Below are 19,040 nucleotides of genomic sequence, written 5' to 3'. Positions count from 1 at the left end.
GGGGGGGGACCCGGCGCCGCGCGCCGCTGACTCGGCCTTGCTTCCCCTTGCTTCCCCTTGCCTGATTGCCTCCGTTCTCTGCGTACCCTCCGTTCCCTCCGTACCGTTTCTTCCCCATGGTTCGCGCTGAGTCCCCGCCCGAGCGTGGGACGGCCGCCGGGAAGCCGGCGCCCGAAGCGAATGTGGACGCCGGTGCGCCGTCCAACGCCGGCGCGCGCCCGCCGGCCCAGCCGGCGGTTGGCAGAGCGCGACGCGCCGGACCCCCCTCGCGATGTTCCAATTGCTCCTGGAAAACATCGATTCGAGCAGACAATTGCCGTTCGGCGCAAAAGTTGCTACCCACAGGAAATGTCCCCGCTGCGCATGCTGCTCGAACGCCGCAGGAGCGTGGTGATCATGGGGGTCCTGAACCGCACGCCGGACTCGTTCTCCGACGGCGGTCGCTTTGCGGATGAAGATACGGCTCTCGCGCAGATCGATGCGATGCTCTCCGAGGGGGCAGACATGATCGACATCGGCGCGGAGTCGACGCGGCCGGGCGCGCGGCCCGTGCCGGATGACGAGCAGATCGCGCGCATCGGCGGGAGCGTGCGCGACGCGGTGAAGAGGGGAGCGGTGGTCTCCATCGACACGACCTCTCCCGCCGTCGCGGCGCGCGCGCTCGACGATGGCGCGGCCGTGGTCAACTCGATCTCGCTCGACAGCGCGGCGGAGCTCGGCGCGCTCTGCGCTCGGCGCGGGGCGTCGCTCGTGCTCATGCACAGCCGCGGCCCGATGTCGGCGATGGCCGGCTTCTCCGCGTACCCCGACGACGCCTACGACGACGTCGTGGCCGACGTGGCCCGCGAGTGGTCGAGCGCCGCCGCGCGGGCGCTCGAGGCAGGCTTGCCGGACGGCGAGCTCGTCCTCGATCCGGGCCTCGGCTTCGCGAAGAACGCGCGCCAGTCGCTCGAGCTGTGCGCCAGGCTGCACGAGCTCTGCGCCCTCGGCTTTCCCGTGCTCGTCGGGCCGAGCCGCAAGTCGTTCCTGGCGCGCGCCGCGGCCTCGGAGGCCGCGGGGGGAGGCGACGGCGGGGAAGCGCCGCTCGCGCCGCCCCCGGACCGCCTCGGCGGCACCGTCGCCGCCGCGATCGCGTGCGCCGCGCGCGGCGCCGCGGCCGTCCGTGTCCACGACGTCCGCCCCGTGCGCCAGGCCCTCGACGTGATGCGCGCGATCGAGCGCGCGGGCGCCGGCGACCGTCGGCGCCCGGACGGCCCCGTCGCCCAGGGGGCGCGCGGCGATGGTTGAAGGGTTCCTCCGACTCTTCTCGGTGAGGCCGGCGACGCAGGTCATCCGGGACTTCGTCGACATCTTCATCGTCGCCTACGTCGTCTATCGCGCGCTCCTCGTGCTGCGCGGCACCCGCGCGATGCAGATGGGCCTCGGGCTCGGCATCGTCTTCCTCATCTATCTCGGGGCGAAGATCTTCGGCCTGACGACGCTCCTCAACCTCCTCTCCTGGCTCCTCTCCTCGATCATCCTCATCGTGGTCGTCGTCTTCCAGAACGACATCCGCCGCGCCCTCATCCGCGTGGGCGGCAGCAACTGGTTCACGAGCGGCCGCGAGCAGCAGTCGCGCGTCATCGACGAGGTGGTGGCCGCCGCGACCGAGCTCGCCCGCCACCGCATGGGCGCGATCATCGCCTTCGAGCAGGACGCCAACGTGCTGGAGTTCGTCAAGAGCGAGGGGATCCACATCGACTCGGTCGTCACCCGAGAGCTGCTCGTCTCGCTGTTCGTCCCCGAGTCGGTGAACAAGCTGCACGACGGCGCGGTGCTGATCCGCGATCTCAAGATCGCGCGCGCCGGCGTCTTCTTCCCGATGCCGGAGACCAAGATCCTCGACGCCAGCCTCGGCTCCCGCCACCGCGCCGCGCTCGGGATCACCGAGGAGACCGACGCGGTCGTCGTCGTCGTCAGCGAGGAGCGCGGCACGATCAGCTTCTGCTTCAGCGGCAACATCGTCTCGAACCTCGATGGCCAGTCGCTGCGGCACGCGCTGCTCGGGCTCTTCGGCCGCTCGTCGCGCAGGCGGCGCTTCGCCAAGAAGGTCGCCCAGGTCGGCCGCGCGAGCCTCCCCACGCCGGCGGCGCGCGGCCCCGCCGTGGGCGCGACGCAAGGCGCCGGGCAGGCGCACGAGCCCGCCAAGCCCGCCGCCGCGAAGCCCGCGCCGATCGAGGCCAAGCCTGCAGCGCCGGTCTCGAAGACGTCCTCGATGATCAAGGCGGCCGTGGACCCCGACGCGCGGCCGATGGCGCGGATGTCGACGTCCACGCCGATGCGCTCGGGCGCCGAGGCGCGCGCCGCGACGGGATCCAGCGCCGACCTGCGCGCCGCGGCCGGGGCCGGCGCCGGGGGGACGGCCTCGCCGCAGGACGCGGATCGCCCGTCCGAGCGCGGCCGGCCGGCCATGGTCGACGTCCCCGCGGCGGCCGCGACCGACTCCCCCGTCCCGTCACAGCGCACCTTCGTCCCGACCGGGCAGGTCGCGGCGACCGCCGCATCCAAGGGGAGCGCGGAGGGGATGCCCCCGCGAGATGAGCCATGACGCTTGCCGGCATCCGCGAGGCGCTCCGCTCGGCGCTGCTCGACAACCTCAGCCTCAAGCTGCTCTCGATCACCTTCGCGCTGTGCCTCTACGCCTTCATTCACGGCGCGGAGAACGCGCAGCGCACGCTGATGCTCAGCGTCGTCTCGATCCTCCCGCCCGAGTCGAGCAACCGGCAGCTCATGACCCAGATCCCGAACGAGGTGGCGGTCACGGTGCGCGGCTCCCGGACGCAGCTCGACGACCTGCGCGCCGAGAGCCTCGGGACGCTGCGGCTCGATCTCCGCAACGGCACGGTGACGCACATCGACCTCGACGCGTCGATGTTCCACGTGCCAGCCGGGCTGATGGTCGAGCAGATGTACCCGTCGACGATCGAGCTCGGCTGGGACGACGTCGTCACCCGGGCCATCCCGGTGCACGTCCCCCGCACCGGGGACGTCGCGCAGGGGTTCCTCGTGAAGGGGATGGTCTCGGTCGAGCCGCCGATGGTCAGCGCCCGCGGCCCGCGCTCGGTCGTCGACGTGATGCAGCTCGCGCGCACCGCGCCGTTCGACATCAGCGGGCTCACGGAGGGCACCTACCAGCGGCAGCTGGCGCTCGATCGGCCGCCCAAGCTCGTGACGTACAGCTTCGAGAGCGTGATGGCGACGCTCGAGATCGGGCGCGAGCTCGCCACGCGGACGTTCGAGCGCAAGGTCGAGGTGATCGGCATCCCGCGCGCGACGGTCGCGCCGGCCGTGGTGCAGGTGAGGATCACGGGGACGCCGGAGGACGTGGGCGCCGTCAACGCCGACGCGATCGTGGCGCGCGTGGAGCCCAAGGCGGCGAGCCTCGATCTGAGCCAGCCGGGCAGCGACTTCCTCGACGTGCTCGTCGACGTTCCGCGCGTCACCGCGGAGGTCAACCCGTCGAAGGTCATGGTGAAGTGGTGAGCGCGGCGCGCTGACGCTCCGCCGCCGCACGTCAGCGCGAGAGGACCACGAGCTCGCCCCGCGCGAGCCGCGCGGACAGCGCGCTCCCCCGCGCCTTCGTCGCGCCCGGGATCCTCGCCGCGGCCTGGCTCACGGCGAGCGGGCAGCGCCGGCGTCCCGGGACAGCCCGAGCTCGCCGAGCAGCGCGCGCAGCTTCTCGGGCCCGCGCTTCGGATCGGCAAGCTTGACGATGGCGTAGCGCTCCTCCTCGGTCAGCTCCGCCAGGCGGCCGAGCGCGCCCTCGTCGAGCGCGCCGTCCGGGCCGAGCCGTTCGCGCAGCCGCGCGCTGACGCTGTCCCGATCCCAGGCCGCGCGGCGCACCGGCGCGCCCGCGAGGGGGGCGAGGGCGACCCCGGCGCGCTCCGCGAAGCCGCGGAGCACCTCGGCGTAGACGGCGACGTCCTCGTCCGTGTCGGCCGGCAGGTGACACAGGGCGAGCCGCTCCGCGCGCGACAGCGCCTGCCACCCTGCGAGCGAGATCTTGATCTCGGCGAGGTCCAGCTTCCGCCGCACCGAGAGCGGCACACAGTCGAGCAAGGTGTGGACCTCGCCCTCGAGCGCGAACTGCCTGTACATGGTGGCTCCATTCTATACCCGCTGCCCGCGCCCCGGGCGCTCCGCGAGCGCGGCGCTGCCCGGAATGGGATGCGCGGCGCGGTTGCGCTAGCCTGCCGATGTGCGCCGCTCCGGGCTCCTCACGACGCTGCTCGCGTTGCTCACGCTCGCGTCGCTGACGCCGAGCGCCCACGGCCAGGTCGCGCCGTCGGCCGCGGCGCCGGTGCCGCTCGACCGCGTCGTCGTGCGCTGGCATGCGCCGGAGACGGGCGGCGTGCGCCGGCCTCAGTTCATCTTCGAGCGGGAGCTCGCCTTCGAGGCCCGCCTCGAGGCGCTCGCCGATCCTGACGCGGAGCCCGGGCTGTACCGAGACAGGCATGTGCGCGCCGCGCTCGACAGGCACATCGCGGAGACGCTGCTCGCCAGCCTGCCGATCTCGCCGGCGCCGACCTCGGCGGAGGTGGCGCAGCGGGCCGAGGCCGCCCGGATCGCGCTGGAGCAGCGCGCTCGCGGCCGCGCGCGCCTCCTCGCCGCGGCGGCCGCCGAGGGGATGAGCTCCGACGAGCTCGACGCGCTGCTGCGCCGCCAGGCGCGCGCGAGCTTGTACCTGGATCGCATGGTCGCGCCGATGCTCGAGCCCACCGATTTCGAGCTCAAGATCGTCCTGCGCTCCGGCGCCACGCCGTTCAAGGATCAACGCTACGAGGAGGTCGCCCCGGCGCTGAAGCGCTGGTATGTCGGGCAGCGGCTCGCCCAGGCGCTCGACGCGTACTACCAGAACGCGCGGGCCCGGGTCTCCTTGAGCATCACGCCCGCTCGCTGAGCCGCGCCGAGCGACCGGCCAGCTGCGCGCCACGTCGAGCTGCACGCCCGGGCGGCAGGAGAGCAGAAGTCCATCTCGCGGGTCGATTCCACCTCTCGATAGCGAAGGACAGCACCAGACATCGTGAAGAGGGCTCACGAGCCGTTGCTCATGCAGAGGATGGAGGCCTCTCTTTCAACAACTCAGGCGTTCGGTGCGGCGAGCCGGTGGCATCGCGGCGCGCGCCGCTACCGCGCCCGGAGGCCCGCCAGGCACCAGCCGGCCTCGCCGAAGCAGATGGGATGTTTCGGGGCGACAGCGCAACGCCCTTCCTGGACAAGAACATGTCCACCCACGCTGCACTGCAATCGAGACTGACCCGCTCTGGATCTGCGTCGGTCGTTGCGCCGTTACAACGCGATGCGTTATCCTGTCGACCAAGGGCGATCTGCCTGCGCGGCCTGTGCTCCGCGGCATGGTCCTGCGCGCGCGCGCAGGATCCGCTCGCTGGCGCGGCGCGTTCGGTGCGCCGGCGAGCGTCAATGACGCTCAGCGGGGCCGACGGCTCGCCCCGGGTTCAACCCAGGAGAGAGACGAGCACCGCGGTGACGCCCCGGCCGGGTGTCGACATGAAAAGCCAGGTTCGTGGTCCCGAAACACGCGGCACATCGTCGTGCGCGGCGGCGCCATCACGCTGCGAAAGCTGCGAAAGCGCAGCTGGCCGGGGCTCGCCAATGCAGCCTTCCTGTCCGTGTCACGTGCGCGGCGCGCACCCGGTAACGCACCAGGGGGCACCCGTGAATTCTTCTGGCAACACTTCAGGCAGCGCGAGAGCCAGCGCGAGCCTGTTTTTGGTGCGACGCGTCATTCTAGGCCCCCGTTCCTGGCCCGAGGAAGAGAGCGGGTCCTGCTTAACCAAGTGATTTCGATTACTTAATAATAACGCGCCGCAGAAGATGACAAACTGCCGAAGGGTGTTCGGAGACCTTTGACATGAACAGAACGTTCCTGTTAACTGTGCCCCCCGCGGGCCCCGCATGTGTGGCAGCGGGTGGCTCTTTCCCACAGAGTCAACTTAGATTCTCTTGACAGGCCACTACCTCTGCCGCGCTTGGCCATCTGGCCGAATCACCTCCCATCACCCCAAGCACACTCCCAGAGAATGGATAGGAGCGTCGTTCGATGACATCACTTATGAGAGACAGGTCGTCGGTCCCCAGCAAGCGAATCGCGGGTCGGCGCGCCGCTGTCCGAGCCCTCGGGCTGCTTTCCGTCTCCGCCCTTTGCCTCACGGCGGCGCCGCGGTCGGCTCACGCGGTGGGGAGCGAGAATTTTGAGTGGCACTGGTACTCACGCCTCGGCATGGCGTGGTCCCCGGTCTACGGGCAGAACGTCCAGGGCGCGTCCCTGAACCTGCTCGGGTTCGGCATCGGCGGCCGCTACGAAGAGGGCGATTACTCCGAGCCGTCGTTCGTCGCGCACGTGGTGAAGGGCGCGACGCCGGATGACTTCTACGTGAAGTCCGAGATGACGTTCGCCATCTGGAACCAGTACGGCGGGCCGTTCATGCAGCCGTCCTCGAACGGCGGCCAGTCGATCACGGTGCAGTTCAACCAGGCGTACATCGAGGCCGGCAACTTCCTCGTCCCGGGCCTCAGCGTCTGGGGCGGCGCGAAGTTCTTCCGCGAGCAGTACGCGCCCATCGGCGACTACTTCTACCTCGACGATCTCAGCGGCCAGGGCGGCGGTATCAAGTACGGCGGCCTGCAGCTCGCGATCCTCGGGTATCGGGGCTTTGGAGCCACCACCCCCCCCTACAACGTCGACGTGAACGGGGACGCGCCGGGCGGGGGCCTCGAGCGCTTCCGCACCATCTTCGCCGGCAACTACAAGGCGGAGTTCGGCGGCGAGGCCAAGCACCACGTCAAGGTCCACGGCGAGTTCCATGTCCTGCCGGCCGCGAAGCTGGGCGAGGGCTACGCGGTGCCCGACAACGCGCCGGCGGACTTCGGCGGCGTCATCGGCGCGAAGCTGCACCTCGGCCTCGGCCAGGGCAACTTCAGCGACACGGCGGTGCGCTTCGGCACCGGCATCGCCAACGGCGCCGCCGGCGGCGCGAAGACGTACCAGACCTGGGGCACCGCGAACGACGAGGGCACCTTCGCGGGCTCCTTCGCCATCGAGGCGGTCGAGCACCTCGGCTTCCGGCTCGGCGACGCCGCCGCCCTGGAAGGTCTCGCCACCTTCCACTACACGAAGGCGGCGTACGAGGCCGAGGGCGCCGCGCCCCCCACGGCCCTCGAGAAGCAGATGGACTTCTCGGTCCAGGCGAACGCCACGATCTTCGCGCACAAGAACTTCCACCCCGTCGTCGAGGCCTCGTTCCAGGGCCGTAAGGACGGCGACGGCGAGCTGGGCACCGCGGTCAAGGTGTCGGTCGTCCCGACCCTCGTGCCGACCGGCGAGCTGAGCGCCGGCGCGCGGCCGCACTTCAAGCTCATCTACTCGCTGGCGATCTACAACGACGCGGCGAGGGATCAGGCGATGTCCGGCTACCTGCAGAGGACGGGCGCCGGTCCGGGCGTCGGCTCGAAGCTCGGCCAGTACATCGGCGCGCGCACCGACTGGTACTTCTAGACCGCTCGGCGCTCGAAGCCGCCGCTCCCTTCCGTTCCCTCACCCACCCTCAGGCCAGCGCCCCGGCGCCGCGATCGCGGCGCCGGCGGCGCGCCCTCACGCCGTGTCGCTGCGCGACTCGCTCGCGATCTCCTGCGAAGCAGGCCCGGCGTCGTCGTCTACCGGCCCCTGGGCCTCGTGGTAGTGGTGCGCGAACGAGCGCGCCGCGCGGCGCGCCTTCAGGAACTCCGCGAACGCCGTCAGCGTGTCGAGATCCCGCGGACCGAGCGCCTCGGCGATGTCGCGGAGGTTCTTGCGCAGGCTCTCCACGCTCTTGCCGCGGCGGGGCTCTCGCGTCTCCTCGCGCTCGCGCGCCGGCGGCTCCACCGCAGGGACCGCCGGGACGACCGGCTCCGGACGAGACGGCACCTCCGGCACCCAGAGCGGACGAGGGACCGGGTTCAGCGCGTGGGCGCTCAACCACGCCTCCATGAAGATCCGCAGCCGCTCGCTACGGAACGCGAACCAGCGCTCCCGCTCCGGACCGTAGGACATCAACACATCCTTGAAGCGACGGAACGCGCCCTTGCCATCGATCGCCTGGCTGAGCTTCGCCTGGAGATCCATGTCTTCCACCATCGGGATGTAGCGCTCCATCCACCGGTACTGCTCGCGCGAGCTCACGGGATCGATCCGGAGATAGTTCGCGTCTGCCGCGATGCGCGCGTGCATCTGCGGATCCGCCACGCCGTCGACCACCCGCAGCACGTCGCCCGTGCCGAGGTGCAGGTACGAGTGCACCTCTGGGGCGTTGTTCTCGAAGGCGTCCTCCAGCGCCTCCCAGTCGATCGGGATGTCGCGAACGGCCGTCCCGCCGGCTGAAGCATTCTCGGTAGTCGGCATGTCCTCCTCGTCTCCATCGAAAGCAGCGAGGCGGCGGTGGGCTGGCCGCGCGCCTCGGTTCAAGTGCACCAAGTTTGAACGGAAATGCGCCGTCGTCATAGCACTCTACGCTGGTTGGGGGCTTCTGGGCCTAACTCTCGCAACCTAGGGTTGATTCCTTGATCCGGAAGCCCGTTCGGCCGCCGAGCCGCGGCGCGATGACGGCTCGGGAGAGAGCTTCGGAAGACCTGGTTCAAGCGGAAAACAGCGTGGAAATTCAGGGGAATCGGCGAGTGCTCAGCTGCGCTTCGAGCGCGTGCGGGCGACGGCGTCGGCCCAGCGGTGGAGGTGGGCGGATCGAGCCGCCTCGCTCATCTCGACCTGGAAGCTCTGCCCCACACGGGACATGCGGGCCGCGTCCTCCTTCGTGAGGAAGAGGCCGGCGCCGACCCCGGCGAGCATTGCCGCGCCTCGCGCCGTCGTCTCCAGGTCGGTGGGGCGCTCGATAGCGACGTTCGCCACGTCCGCCTGGAACTGCATGAGCAGGTCGTTCGCGGCAGCGCCGCCGTCCACGCGCATCCGGCGCAGCGGGTGGCCCAGGTCGTCGGCCATGGCCCGCACGAGATCCGTCACGGAGAGCGCGATTCCCTCGAGCGTCGCGCGGGCGAGGTGCGCCGCGGTCGTGCCGCGCGTCACCCCGGAGATGATCCCGCGAGCGTCCGGATCCCAGTAGGGCGCGCCGAGGCCCGAGAGCGCCGGGACGAACGTGACGCCCTCGCTCGAGGGCACGCTGCGGGCGAGCGCCTCGATCTCCGCCGCGCTCTTGATGAGGCCCAGGCCGTCGCGGAGCCACTGCACCGCCGCACCGGCGATAAAGGCGCTTCCCTCGAGCGCAAAGACCACCTCGGAGCCGATCTTCCACCCGACGGAGGTGAGCAGGCCGAAGCGGCTCCTGAGCGGGCGATCGCCGATGTTGGCCAGCACGAACGCGCCGGTGCCATAGGTGCACTTCGCGTCGCCCGTCGCGAAGCAGGCCTGGCCGAAGAGGGCCGCCTGCTGGTCGCCCGCGATGCCGGCGATCGGGATGCCGTCGGGCAGGTGCGGGAAGCCGCGAGTCGCCGCGATGCGGCCCGCCGAGCCCACGATCTGCGGCAAGAGCGAGCGCGGGATCTGGAGCATCGCGAGCATCGCGTCGTCCCAGCGCAGCGACGCGAGGCCCATGAGCAGGGTGCGCGACGCGTTGGTGACGTCGGTCGCGTGCACCGGCGAGCCGCCGGCCGCGTCGCCCGAGAGCCTCCAGACGAGGAAGCTGTCGATGGTGCCGAAGCAGAGCTCGCCGCGCTCGGCGCGCGCGCGCGCGCCGGGCACGTTGTCCAGGAGCCACGCGAGCTTCGTGCCGCTGAAGTACGGATCGAGCACGAGGCCGGTGGTCTCCTCGACCGCCTGCTCGTGGCCCGCGGCGCGGAGCTCGGCGCAGCGCGCCGCCGTGCGGCGGTCCTGCCACACGATCGCGCGGTGGATCGGGCGCCCGGTCGCGCGCTCCCAGACGAGCGTCGTCTCGCGCTGGTTCGTGATGCCGATGGCCTTGATCGCGCTGCCGGCCACGCCCGCCGTCCTGAGCGTCTCGCCCACGGCATCCTGAACGCTCTGCCAGATCTCCTCCGGGTCGTGCTCGACGAGGCCCGGCTCCGGGAAGTGCTGGCGAAATTCGCGCGTCGCGCGGCCCAGCGTCGCCCCCGACGTGTCCATGAGGAGAGACGTCGTTCCGGTGGTGCCCTGATCGATCGCGAGGAGGTACGCGGAATCCATGCGGCCGACTAACGCGGCGGCATGTGGGCGCATAGCCGTTCCAGGCGACGCCTCCCTGAGATGCAGGGCCCGGTAAGCTAATCATCCGGTCAGGTATCCATGCGACAGCCGACGACAGCCGCCCCGGGCGGTCGGGCTCGGCGCAGGTGTTTCCAGCGGGCCGAAGGCGCATTTTGCGCGGCCCGGCACGGTCGCCTCCCGCGGCCGGCGCTGGACTTCGGCCGGAAAGATTGTCGGTCCGTGCCCGGCTGGGTAATCTGCCAGAACCGATGGCCCGCCTCATCCTGCAGACCGCCGAGGGCCAGCAGGCGATCGATCTGCGACCCGTGAACTCGCTGGGGCGCCACCCGAACAACTCCATCCAGTTGCTCGACAAGATCGTCTCCAAGGAGCACTGCATCATCGAGCAGCGGGGCGATCACTTCGTCCTGCGCGATCTGGGGAGCCTGAACGGCACGTTCATCAACAGCGAGCGTGTCCGGGGCGAAGCGCCGCTGAAGCACGGGGACGAGATCGCCCTGGGGTCCACGCGTGGCCGCTTCGACGATCCGGCCGCCCCGGTCGCGCCGCCCCTCGTCCCGGGCTGGCCGCCCGTGGTCAACCACCAAGGCGCGGCGCCGGCGCAGCCGCCGGGCCACGGGTATCCGCCGCAGCAGCCGCAGTACCAGCGCCAGCCGCCGCAGCCGCCGCTCCCGGGCACGCCGGTGGCGCCGCCGGTGACGCGGCAGCCGTACGTGCCGCCGCCGCCGCTGGGCGCCGGGCCGGGCGGGACCGCGCCGCTGCCGGGGCGCTCGGGGGCGCACGGAGGCTCGTTCGTCGCGCAGGGCACCCGCATCGACGTGAACGATCAGGCCCGGCAGATCGGGACGCAGATCGCCGCGGTCGACAAGGGGTTCCTGGCGTTCGATCGGATCGCCAACGACATGAACCAGCTGCGCGCCGACTACGAGCGGCTGCGCCTGTCGCACGAGCTGTCCCGCGAGATCGCCGCCGAGCGCGACACGACGAAGCTGCTCGAGAAGATCCTCACGAGCGTGTTCAAGTTCATCCGCGCCGACCGCGGGGTGATCTTCCTGCGCAACGAGAACGGCGAGCTCACCCCGCAGGCCATGCAGCGGCGCGACGGGACGACGGCCCCGATCAGCGTGTCGTCGACGATCCTGAACCACGTCGTCCACGAGCGGGCCGCGGTGCTGACGCACGACGCGGCGATGGACTTCGCGGCGTCGAAGGGCAAGAGCATGATCTTGAACCGGATCAGCTCGGCGATCGTCGCCCCGCTGCAGCACAACAGCGAGGTGCTCGGCGTGCTCTGGCTCGACTCGGAGACGCTCGCGCAGTTCCAGCCCAAGGACCTCGAGCTGGTGACGGCCATCGCCTACCAGGCGGCGATGTTCATCGAGATCAACATCCTCGGGAAGAAGATCGAGAACGAGATCGTCACGCGCGAGCAGCTGCGCCGGCTGCTCTCGCCGAACATCGCCGAGCGCGTGCTGAGCGGCCAGCTCGCCGTGAAGCAGGGCGGCCAGCACGTCGAGGAGTGCACCGTCTTCAACAGCGACATCCGCGGCTTCACGCGCATGGCCGAGAGCAAGCGGCCCGAGGAGCTCGTCGAGATGCTGAACCTGTACTTCGAGCGGATGGTCGACACCATCTTCCAGTTCGAAGGCACGCTCGACAAGTTCATGGGCGACGGGATCATGGCGCTCTGGGGCGCGCCGGTCGCCCACCGGGACGATGCGGTCCGCAGCGTGGAGTGCGCCCTGAAGATGGGCGAGGTGCTCGGCGAGTTCAACCGCGAGCGGCTCGAGAAGGGCGAGCTTCCGCTCGCGGTCGGCATCGGGATCCACACCGGCCCGCTCGTCGCCGGGTACATCGGGAGCTCGAAGGCGCTCAGCTACACCGTGATCGGCGACGTGGCGAACACGTCGGCGCGGCTCTGCTCCATCGCGCTGGCCGGACAGATCGTCATCAGCGAGAGCACGTACGCGCAGCTCGGGGGAAGGTTCGAGACCGAGGAGCTCCAGCCCGCCAAGGTGAAGGGCAAGGACAAGCCGGTCACGATCTACAACGTCATCCGGAGCCGGCCGATGTCGCAGGTCCCGGCGAACGCCTTCATCCACGCCGAGCCGACCAACGCCCTCCCCGAATGACCGAGGTGACGCGGCGCCTCGGCCGATCGGCCGGGGCGTGCGCGCGCGTCATCCCGTGGACGATGCAGCGCGGCAGCACAGCGCCGTAGCCGTCCGCCCGCTGCAGCGTTAGGGTCCGGGCCGTGGCTGCTTCGATCCTACCCTTTGAGAAACCTGTCGCAGAGCTCATCGAGAAGGTGCGGGAGCTGCGCGCGCTCGCCGCGGCGGACCCGCGGTTCGAGCCGGAGCTCGCCCAGCTCGAGGACAACACGGGCCGGCTGGCGCGCGAGATCTTCGCGGGCCTCACGCCGATGCAGAAGGTGCTGCTCTCGCGCCACGCGAACCGGCCGTACACGCTCGATTACATCAAGCGGCTGTTCACCGACTGGGTCGAGCTGAAGGGCGATCGGCGCTTCGCCGACGACTGCTCCATCGTCGGCGGGCTCGCGACGTACCACGGGCGGAGCGTGGTGGTGGTGGGCCACCAGAAGGGGCGCGGCGCCAAGGAGAACGTGAAGCGCAACTTCGGGATGCCGCACCCGGAGGGCTACCGGAAGGCCATCCGGCTCTACGAGATGGCCGACAGGTTCGGGCTGCCGATCCTGACGTTCATCGACACGATGGGCGCCTACCCGGGCATCGGCGCCGAGGAGCGCGGCCAGAGCGAGGCGATCGGCGCCGCGCTCGCCGCGATGGCGCGGGTCGGGGTGCCGATCGTGGCGACCGTCATCGGCGAGGGGGGCTCGGGCGGCGCGCTGGCGCTCGGCGTCGCCAACCGGGTGCTGGTGCTCGAGTTCAGCTGCTACTCGGTCATCTCGCCGGAAGGCTGCGCGGCCATCCTCTGGAAGGACGGCTCCCGCGCCGACGAGGCCGCGGCCCGGCTCAAGATCACCGCGCCGGATCTGCTGCAGCTCGGCGTCGTGGACACGATCGTCGAGGAGCCGACCGGCGGCGCGCACCAGGATCACGACGACGCCGCGGTGCGGCTCGACAAGGCGCTCTGGGCGACGCTCACGTCGATGGACGGGCTCGGGCCGGAGGAGATCGTCGACGATCGGTACCGCAGGTTCCGCGGGCTCGGGTCGTTCGTGGGTTAGGCGGCGCGCCGCCCCGGCTGGCTCTCCTCGAGCGCCGGGGCTATACGGCTCGCGGATGGACTACGGCAAGGCGATGCGGATGCTGCTGCTCGTGGGCACCAGCGCCGCCGCCGGCGGCGCGGTCCTCTGGACGCAATCGAGGTTCAACGCCTCGGACCGCAGGGCGGCGCTCGGCATCGTGCAGCAGTACCGCCCCGAGGGCGGCCGGAGCGTGCCGGAGGCGATCGGCGCGCGGCACCCGGGAAAGGCGCCCGCCTGGAGCGCCACCACCGAGTCGGCCTGCTTCCAGCACGTCCGCGTGCGCGCGACGATCGAGGGCGAGGCGCGCGCGCGGTACGACTTCCTCGTCGACATCAACGGGCCCTCGATCCACCCGGGCAACGCCGAGGGCGAGGCGATCCTCGGCGAGCTCACGCTCCGGCCGGCCGAGTCCGCCGCGGCGCCGGGGGCGCCGTGAGCGCCGCGAACGTCCGGGTCGCGCTGGTGGGCTGCGGGCGGTGGGGGGAGAAGCTCCTCCGCGCGCTGTCGGAGAACGCGCGGGCGCGCGTGGTCGCCGTGGCGGACGTCGACCGCGGCCGCCTCTCGCGGGCGCGCGCGCTCGCCCCGCGCGCGCGGCTCGTGCGCACGATCGACGAGGCGCTGGCCGCGCGCGTGGACGCCGTGATCGTCGCGACCCCCGCGGCGAGCCACGCCGAGCTCGCGCTGCGGGCCCTCGAGGCCGGCGCCGACGTCTTCGTGGAGAAGCCGCTGGCCCTCTCCGCCGCGCAGGCCGATCGCTGCGCTTCCCGGGCTGCGGCGCTCGGCCGGATCGGCATGGTCGGCCACCTGCTCCGCTACCACCCCTCCGTGGTGCACCTCGTCGCGCTCGCGCGCGAGCGGCGCCTCGGCGATCTCGTGAGCTTCAGCGCGGCGCGCCTGTCGATGAGCGCCGGCGCCGCCGGCGCCGGCGGCGGGGCCCGGTCGGCGCTCTGGACGCTCGGGCCGCACGATCTCTCGTTGCTCTCGGCGCTCGACTCGAGCCCGCTCGCCGAGGCGCGAGCCCACCTCGCGCCGTGCGGCGAGCTCGTCACGCTCGAGGCGCGCCTCGAGAGCGGCCTCGCGGCGCGGATCGAGCTCTGCTCGTCGAGCCCGACGAAGGAGCGGCGGCTGCGGCTCGTCGGCAGCGTGGGCGTCGCGGTCTTCGACGACGTGCGCGCGCCCGACCGCATCGTGTTCCTGGACGCGCGCGGCGCCGCGGCGGGCGCGCCGTCCAGCGAGCGCGCCGCGCACCTCGAGCTCGCGCCGGCCGGGCGCGAGCTCGAGGTGCCGTGGCGCGAGCCGCTCTCCGTGGAGATCGAGCACTTCCTCCGCTGCGTCGAGGACCGCGCGCCGCCGCTGACGCCGCTCGACGAGGGCGCCGCGGTCGTGCGGATCCTCGAGCGCGTCGAGGCGACGCTCGCCCCCGTCGGTGCGCGGGTGGTCGCCGCAGGGTGACGTGCGCAGCCGCGGTCCGCTCCCGCTCCGGCTAGCCCGAGGCGCCCGGGAGGGCGCGGAGAGCGCCGGGGCGGTCGAGCCCTGACGGAGCCCTGGAAACCTCGGAGACACCGCGGGATCCGAGAAAAGCGGAGCGGCGCCCGGTGGACGCGCCGCGGCGCTTTGCAGCGCCGGATCGGCGTGGTACTGCCGTCGCCTGGAAGGGCACGATGCCGCAGGATCCGAAGCTGACTCCCACTCAGGTCAAGGCGCCGCACGGCGCGCGGGTGATGGAGATCCACTGGGCCGACGGCCACCGCAGCGTCCTTCCGCACGAGCTCCTGCGCGGGTACTGCCCGTGCGCGAACTGCCAGGGGCACGGCGGCACGATCAACTTCGTGCCCGGCGGCGACCTGAACGTCCGCGAGATCGAGCAGGTCGGCAACTACGCGCTCCAGTTCACGTGGGGCGATCGGCACGACTCGGGCATCTACACCTTCCGGTACCTGCGCTCGCTCTGCCAGTGCGACGAGTGCAAGCCACAGTTCCAGCCGCCCCGCTCGAAGTGACCACCTCCCGCCGCGCCCCCAAGCCTCAAGCTGCTCCGACGGCACGCGCCGAGCGGCAGCTCGATCCGTTCCAGATCGTCGACTCGTCCTTCGTCGCCGGCGCGGGCTCGCTCGCGTCGCTCCCTCCGCCCGTCAGCGCGGAGGTGGCGTTCGCCGGGCGCTCGAACGTCGGCAAGTCGAGCCTCATCAACACGCTCGTCGAGCGCAAAGGGCTCGTCCGGACGAGCTCGAACCCCGGCTCGACGCGGCAGATCAACCTCTACGAGGCGCGGGCCCGCGACGGCGCGGTGTTCCAGCTCGTGGATCTGCCGGGGTACGGCTTCACCCGGCGCTCGAAGTCCGAGAAAGCGGCGTGGGCGTCGCTGATCGAGGGGTACCTGCGCGGGCGCGTCACGCTCGCCGCGGTGCTGCTCCTGGTCGATGCGCGGCGGGGCCTCGAGGAGGACGATCTCGAGCTCATCCGCTTCATCGAGGCGTCCCGCGACGTCGCGCGACGGCCGGTGGAGCTGCTGCTCGTCGCGACGAAGGTCGACAAGGTGCAGCGCTCGTCGGTCCGGCGCGCGCTGGACCAGCTGTCCGCGGCGGCCCCGCGCATGGCGGGCGGCGCTCTCCGCCGCGCGATCGGCTTCTCGTCGATCACCGGCGAGGGCAGGCGGGATCTCTGGCTCGCGATCCGGCGCGTGACGCAGCTCGGCGGCGCGGCGCCGTCATCGAGCGGCGGCGCCGCGCGCGAGGACGATGACCAGCGGACGACCGACGGCTGACCTCGCAGAGGTGCGAGATACGCGCAGAAACAGCGCGTCTCGCCGCGGAACAGGGCCGATGGAAGTATTGACCCGCCCTGTGACCCTCCATTAACGTGCGGCTCCTCCGGTTCCGCGGGGGAGTCACCAGAGCCGACTGACACGTCGCGGGGTCGTTGCAGAGCAAGACGCGCGTGCCGGCCCATGTTCTCACCGGCTGCCCCAACGATGCCCGACTACTCCGGCCAGGTCACGCACGTCCACACGGCGCTGACGCCACTCTGGTGGATTCCGCTCCTGCCGATGCTCGGCGCGGTGATCAACGCGCTGTTCGGCCGCGCGTTGCAGCGGAGCGCGTTCGGTCGCGACGTGTCGAGGCGGCTCCACATCGGGAGCTTCGGCGTCACGCTCGTCGCCGTGGGCGCCATGCTGGGCGCCTTCGCTCTCGGGCTCGCGAGCTTCGTCCAGCTCGTCGGGCTCGCTCCGGGGGAACGCGCGCTCTACAGCTTCGCCTGGCAGATGGTCCGCATCGGATCGCTCGACGCGAACTTCGCGTTCGTGATGGATCCGCTGAGCTGCCTCATGACGCTGATCATCACCGGCGTCGGCACGCTCATCCATGTTTACGCCGCCTCGTACATGGAGGCAGAGCCGGCGTACTGGCGATTCTTTACCTACCTGAACCTCTTCGTCTTCTCGATGTTGCTCCTCGTCCTCGGGGACAACTTCATCGTGATGTTCTTCGGCTGGGAGGGCGTCGGCCTCTGCAGCTATCTGCTCATCGGGTTCTGGTACAGCGACTACAAGAAGGCCTCCGCCGGCATGAAGGCCTTCGTCGTGAACCGGATCGGCGACTGGGGCTTCGTGTGCGGCCTGGCGCTCCTCTTCTGGGGCCTCGGCGCCAGGTGGCTCGACGACGGCCGGTTCCTCTCCGATTACCGCGCGCGCTTCATCGCGGTGGCCGCGGAGGCGCGCGGCGATCACGGCGCCTCCGCCAGGGCGCAGGACGGCGCCGGGGGCAAGGCGGGCGAGCGCAGGGCGAAGCCGCTCGCCGGGGCGAAGGGATACCTCACCTTCACCGGTCATCCCGGCGCGCGCGTGTACCTCGGTATCGCCGACGCCGCTCAGCTCGCCTCGAGCCCGCGGCCGTTCGGCGTGTCCCCCTTCATCCGCAAGGAGATCGACGCCGGGGCGCACTCGGTGGTGATCGTGCCGGGCGACGGCGCCGTGATCGGGGGCGACGGCGTCGAGATCGCCGCGATCGAGCGGATGCGCGTCGAGCCGGGCAAGGAGATCGTGGTGGCGACCGTGGGCTCGACGGTCACGTTCCGCGAGATCCACGATCAGCTCGTCATCAAGGACGCGAGCGGCAAGGCGTTCCTCAAGGATGCCCTCGAGTCGAAGACGGTGTGGGGCGGCGTCGCGCTGATCACGCTGGCTTGCCTCTTCCTCTTCGTCGGCGCCGCCGGCAAGAGCGCCCAGATCCCGCTCCACGTCTGGCTGCCGGACGCGATGGCCGGCCCGACCCCCGTCTCCGCGCTGATCCACGCCGCCACCATGGTCACGGCCGGCGTCTACATGGTCGCGCGCCTCAGCTTTCTGTTCTCGCTGAGCCCGGTCGCAGGCGGCGTCATCGCGCTGATCGGGGCCTCGACGGCGCTCCTCGCGGCGACGATCGGCTTCTTCCAGTACGACATCAAGAAGGTGCTCGCCTACAGCACGGTGAGCCAGCTCGGCTTCATGTTCATCGGGGTCGGCGTCGGGGCGTACTGGGCCGCCGTGTTCCACCTGATGACGCACGCCTTCTTCAAGGCGTGCCTGTTCCTCGGCTCCGGCTCGGTGATCCACGGGATGCACGCGGTGGAGCACGACGAGGCCGCGGCCCAGGACATGCGCAACATGGGCGGCCTCCGCCGCGTCATGCCGCTCACGGCGCGGACGTACCAGGCGGCGTGCCTCGCCATCACCGCCGCGCCCATCCCGTTCTTCGCAGGCTTCTGGTCCAAGGACGAGATCCTCTGGAAGGCGTTCGGCACCGAGAACACCGGCCCGATCCCGGGGCTGCTCCTCTACGGGATGGGCCTCGCGGCGGCGCTCGGCACCTCGTTCTACATGTGGCGGAGCTACTTCCTGACGTTCGAGGGACCCCACGCCCGCAAGGAGATCGAGACCCAGGTCCACGAGTCGCCGCCGGCGATCACCTGGGTGCTCGCGGTGCTGGCGGTCCTGTCGGCGTGCGCGGGCGCGGTGTTCGGCTTCTCCAGCCACTTCGTCGGCGGCCACGGCGAGCCCCTGCTGGAGGCGTGGCTCCATCCGGTGTTCGCTCACGCGGAGGTCTCGTTCCGGCGCCACGGGCTGGGGCTCGAGCTCGCGCTCATGGCGCTCTCCGTCGGCGGCGCGGTCGCCGCCTTCTCGCTCGCGCGCGCCCGCTACGGCGCGCGTCGCTCCGCGCGCTGGGCCGAGGAAGAGCGGCGGCTCCCGGGCTTCCAGCTCCTCTCGAACAAGTACTACGTCGACGAGATCTACGACGCGACGGTGGTGCGCGCCGCCCTCTCGCTGCGCCTCTTCTTCGCCGAGATGGACCGCTGGATCGTCGACGGCATCGTCAACGGGGTCGCGGTCCTGGCCCGGGCCGCCGCCTGGGTCACGGGCGCCATCGATCGGTACCTCGTCGACGGCGTCGTGAACCTCGTCGCCGAGGGCACGCTGAGCGCCGGGGCGAAGCTCCGCTCTCTGCAGACCGGGCGCATCCAGAGCTACGTCTATTTCCTCCTGGGCGGCGTCGCCTTGTTCAGCATCGTTCATTACTTCCTGCGGTGAAC

Annotated in this window: 15 protein-coding genes; 12 read left to right on the top strand and 3 right to left on the bottom strand. The window is 71.2% G+C overall.

What is annotated here, in order from left to right; genetic code table 11:
* Window positions 1-348: 348 nt before the first annotated feature.
* From folP to WMF39_RS41590, 3 genes are read left to right on the top strand one after another with little or no spacing between them, the layout of a single operon-like run.
* Window positions 349-1,287 (top strand): dihydropteroate synthase, encoded by a 939-nt coding sequence (gene folP, locus WMF39_RS41600; protein ID WP_437741983.1) that lies wholly within the window; start codon window positions 349-351, stop codon window positions 1,285-1,287.
* Entirely contained in the window at window positions 1,280-2,587 is a 1,308-nt protein-coding gene (cdaA, locus tag WMF39_RS41595; protein ID WP_437741982.1) for a diadenylate cyclase CdaA, read from the top strand. The genes folP and cdaA overlap by 8 nt, the downstream gene beginning before the upstream one ends.
* The gene (locus WMF39_RS41590; RefSeq protein ID WP_437741981.1) at window positions 2,584-3,522 is read left to right on the top strand and encodes a CdaR family protein; all 939 of its coding nucleotides are present in this window, start codon (window positions 2,584-2,586) and stop codon (window positions 3,520-3,522) included. Before cdaA ends, WMF39_RS41590 begins: the two co-directional genes overlap by 4 nt.
* A 129-nt stretch (window positions 3,523-3,651) precedes the next feature.
* Here WMF39_RS41590 and WMF39_RS41585 read toward each other — a convergent pair whose 3' ends face one another.
* The gene (locus WMF39_RS41585; RefSeq protein ID WP_437741980.1) at window positions 3,652-4,137 is read right to left on the bottom strand and encodes a nitrate reductase associated protein; all 486 of its coding nucleotides are present in this window, start codon (window positions 4,135-4,137) and stop codon (window positions 3,652-3,654) included.
* A gap of 100 nt (window positions 4,138-4,237) precedes the next feature.
* Between WMF39_RS41585 and WMF39_RS41580 the strand changes: the two genes are divergently transcribed.
* Together WMF39_RS41580 and WMF39_RS41575 are read left to right on the top strand one after the other, a co-directional pair.
* Entirely contained in the window at window positions 4,238-4,939 is a 702-nt protein-coding gene (locus tag WMF39_RS41580) for a hypothetical protein (protein WP_437741979.1), read from the top strand.
* A 1,161-nt stretch (window positions 4,940-6,100) separates the two neighbouring features.
* Window positions 6,101-7,555, top strand: coding sequence for a carbohydrate porin (locus WMF39_RS41575; protein ID WP_437741978.1), 1,455 nt, complete (start codon window positions 6,101-6,103; stop codon window positions 7,553-7,555).
* Window positions 7,556-7,651: 96 nt separating this feature from the next.
* On the opposite strand, the gene WMF39_RS41570 is transcribed toward WMF39_RS41575, so the two are convergent.
* Window positions 7,652-8,437 (bottom strand): UPF0158 family protein, encoded by a 786-nt coding sequence (locus WMF39_RS41570; protein ID WP_437741977.1) that lies wholly within the window; start codon window positions 8,435-8,437, stop codon window positions 7,652-7,654.
* A gap of 276 nt (window positions 8,438-8,713) precedes the next feature.
* Complete coding sequence (glpK, locus tag WMF39_RS41565) at window positions 8,714-10,225, bottom strand: glycerol kinase GlpK (protein WP_437741976.1); 1,512 nt, start codon at window positions 10,223-10,225, stop codon at window positions 8,714-8,716.
* A 269-nt stretch (window positions 10,226-10,494) separates the two neighbouring features.
* Here glpK and WMF39_RS41560 point away from each other — a divergent pair, with 269 nt between their 5' ends.
* The 7 genes from WMF39_RS41560 to WMF39_RS41530 all read left to right on the top strand — a co-directional run bounded on the left by WMF39_RS41560 (window position 10,495) and on the right by WMF39_RS41530 (window position 19,038).
* Window positions 10,495-12,378 carry an adenylate/guanylate cyclase domain-containing protein gene (locus tag WMF39_RS41560; protein WP_437295481.1) on the top strand — a complete coding sequence of 628 codons (1,884 nt, stop codon included), beginning with the start codon at window positions 10,495-10,497 and terminating at the stop codon, window positions 12,376-12,378.
* A 122-nt stretch (window positions 12,379-12,500) separates the two neighbouring features.
* Window positions 12,501-13,454: an acetyl-CoA carboxylase carboxyltransferase subunit alpha gene (locus tag WMF39_RS41555; protein WP_437741975.1), complete on the top strand. Its 954-nt coding sequence runs from the start codon at window positions 12,501-12,503 to the stop codon at window positions 13,452-13,454.
* Window positions 13,455-13,509: 55 nt separating this feature from the next.
* Entirely contained in the window at window positions 13,510-13,911 is a 402-nt protein-coding gene (locus tag WMF39_RS41550) for a hypothetical protein (protein WP_437741974.1), read from the top strand.
* Entirely contained in the window at window positions 13,908-14,927 is a 1,020-nt protein-coding gene (locus WMF39_RS41545) for a Gfo/Idh/MocA family protein (protein ID WP_437741973.1), read from the top strand. The genes WMF39_RS41550 and WMF39_RS41545 overlap by 4 nt, the downstream gene beginning before the upstream one ends.
* Window positions 14,928-15,136: 209 nt before the next feature.
* Entirely contained in the window at window positions 15,137-15,475 is a 339-nt protein-coding gene (locus WMF39_RS41540) for a gamma-butyrobetaine hydroxylase-like domain-containing protein (RefSeq protein ID WP_437741972.1), read from the top strand.
* The gene (yihA, locus tag WMF39_RS41535) at window positions 15,472-16,239 is read left to right on the top strand and encodes a ribosome biogenesis GTP-binding protein YihA/YsxC (RefSeq protein WP_437741971.1); all 768 of its coding nucleotides are present in this window, start codon (window positions 15,472-15,474) and stop codon (window positions 16,237-16,239) included. Before WMF39_RS41540 ends, yihA begins: the two co-directional genes overlap by 4 nt.
* A 207-nt stretch (window positions 16,240-16,446) precedes the next feature.
* Window positions 16,447-19,038, top strand: a complete 2,592-nt coding sequence (locus tag WMF39_RS41530) for an NADH-quinone oxidoreductase subunit L (RefSeq protein ID WP_437741970.1) — start codon at window positions 16,447-16,449, stop codon at window positions 19,036-19,038.
* Window positions 19,039-19,040: the final 2 nt, after the last annotated feature.

This window comes from Sorangium sp. So ce1504, from assembly GCF_051521635.1.
In the GTDB taxonomy this organism is placed as follows: Bacteria; Myxococcota_A; Polyangia; order Polyangiales; family Polyangiaceae; genus Sorangium; species Sorangium cellulosum_B.
The sequence above is the reverse complement of the archived record's forward strand: the minus strand, read 5'-3'. Positions and strand labels throughout refer to the sequence as shown.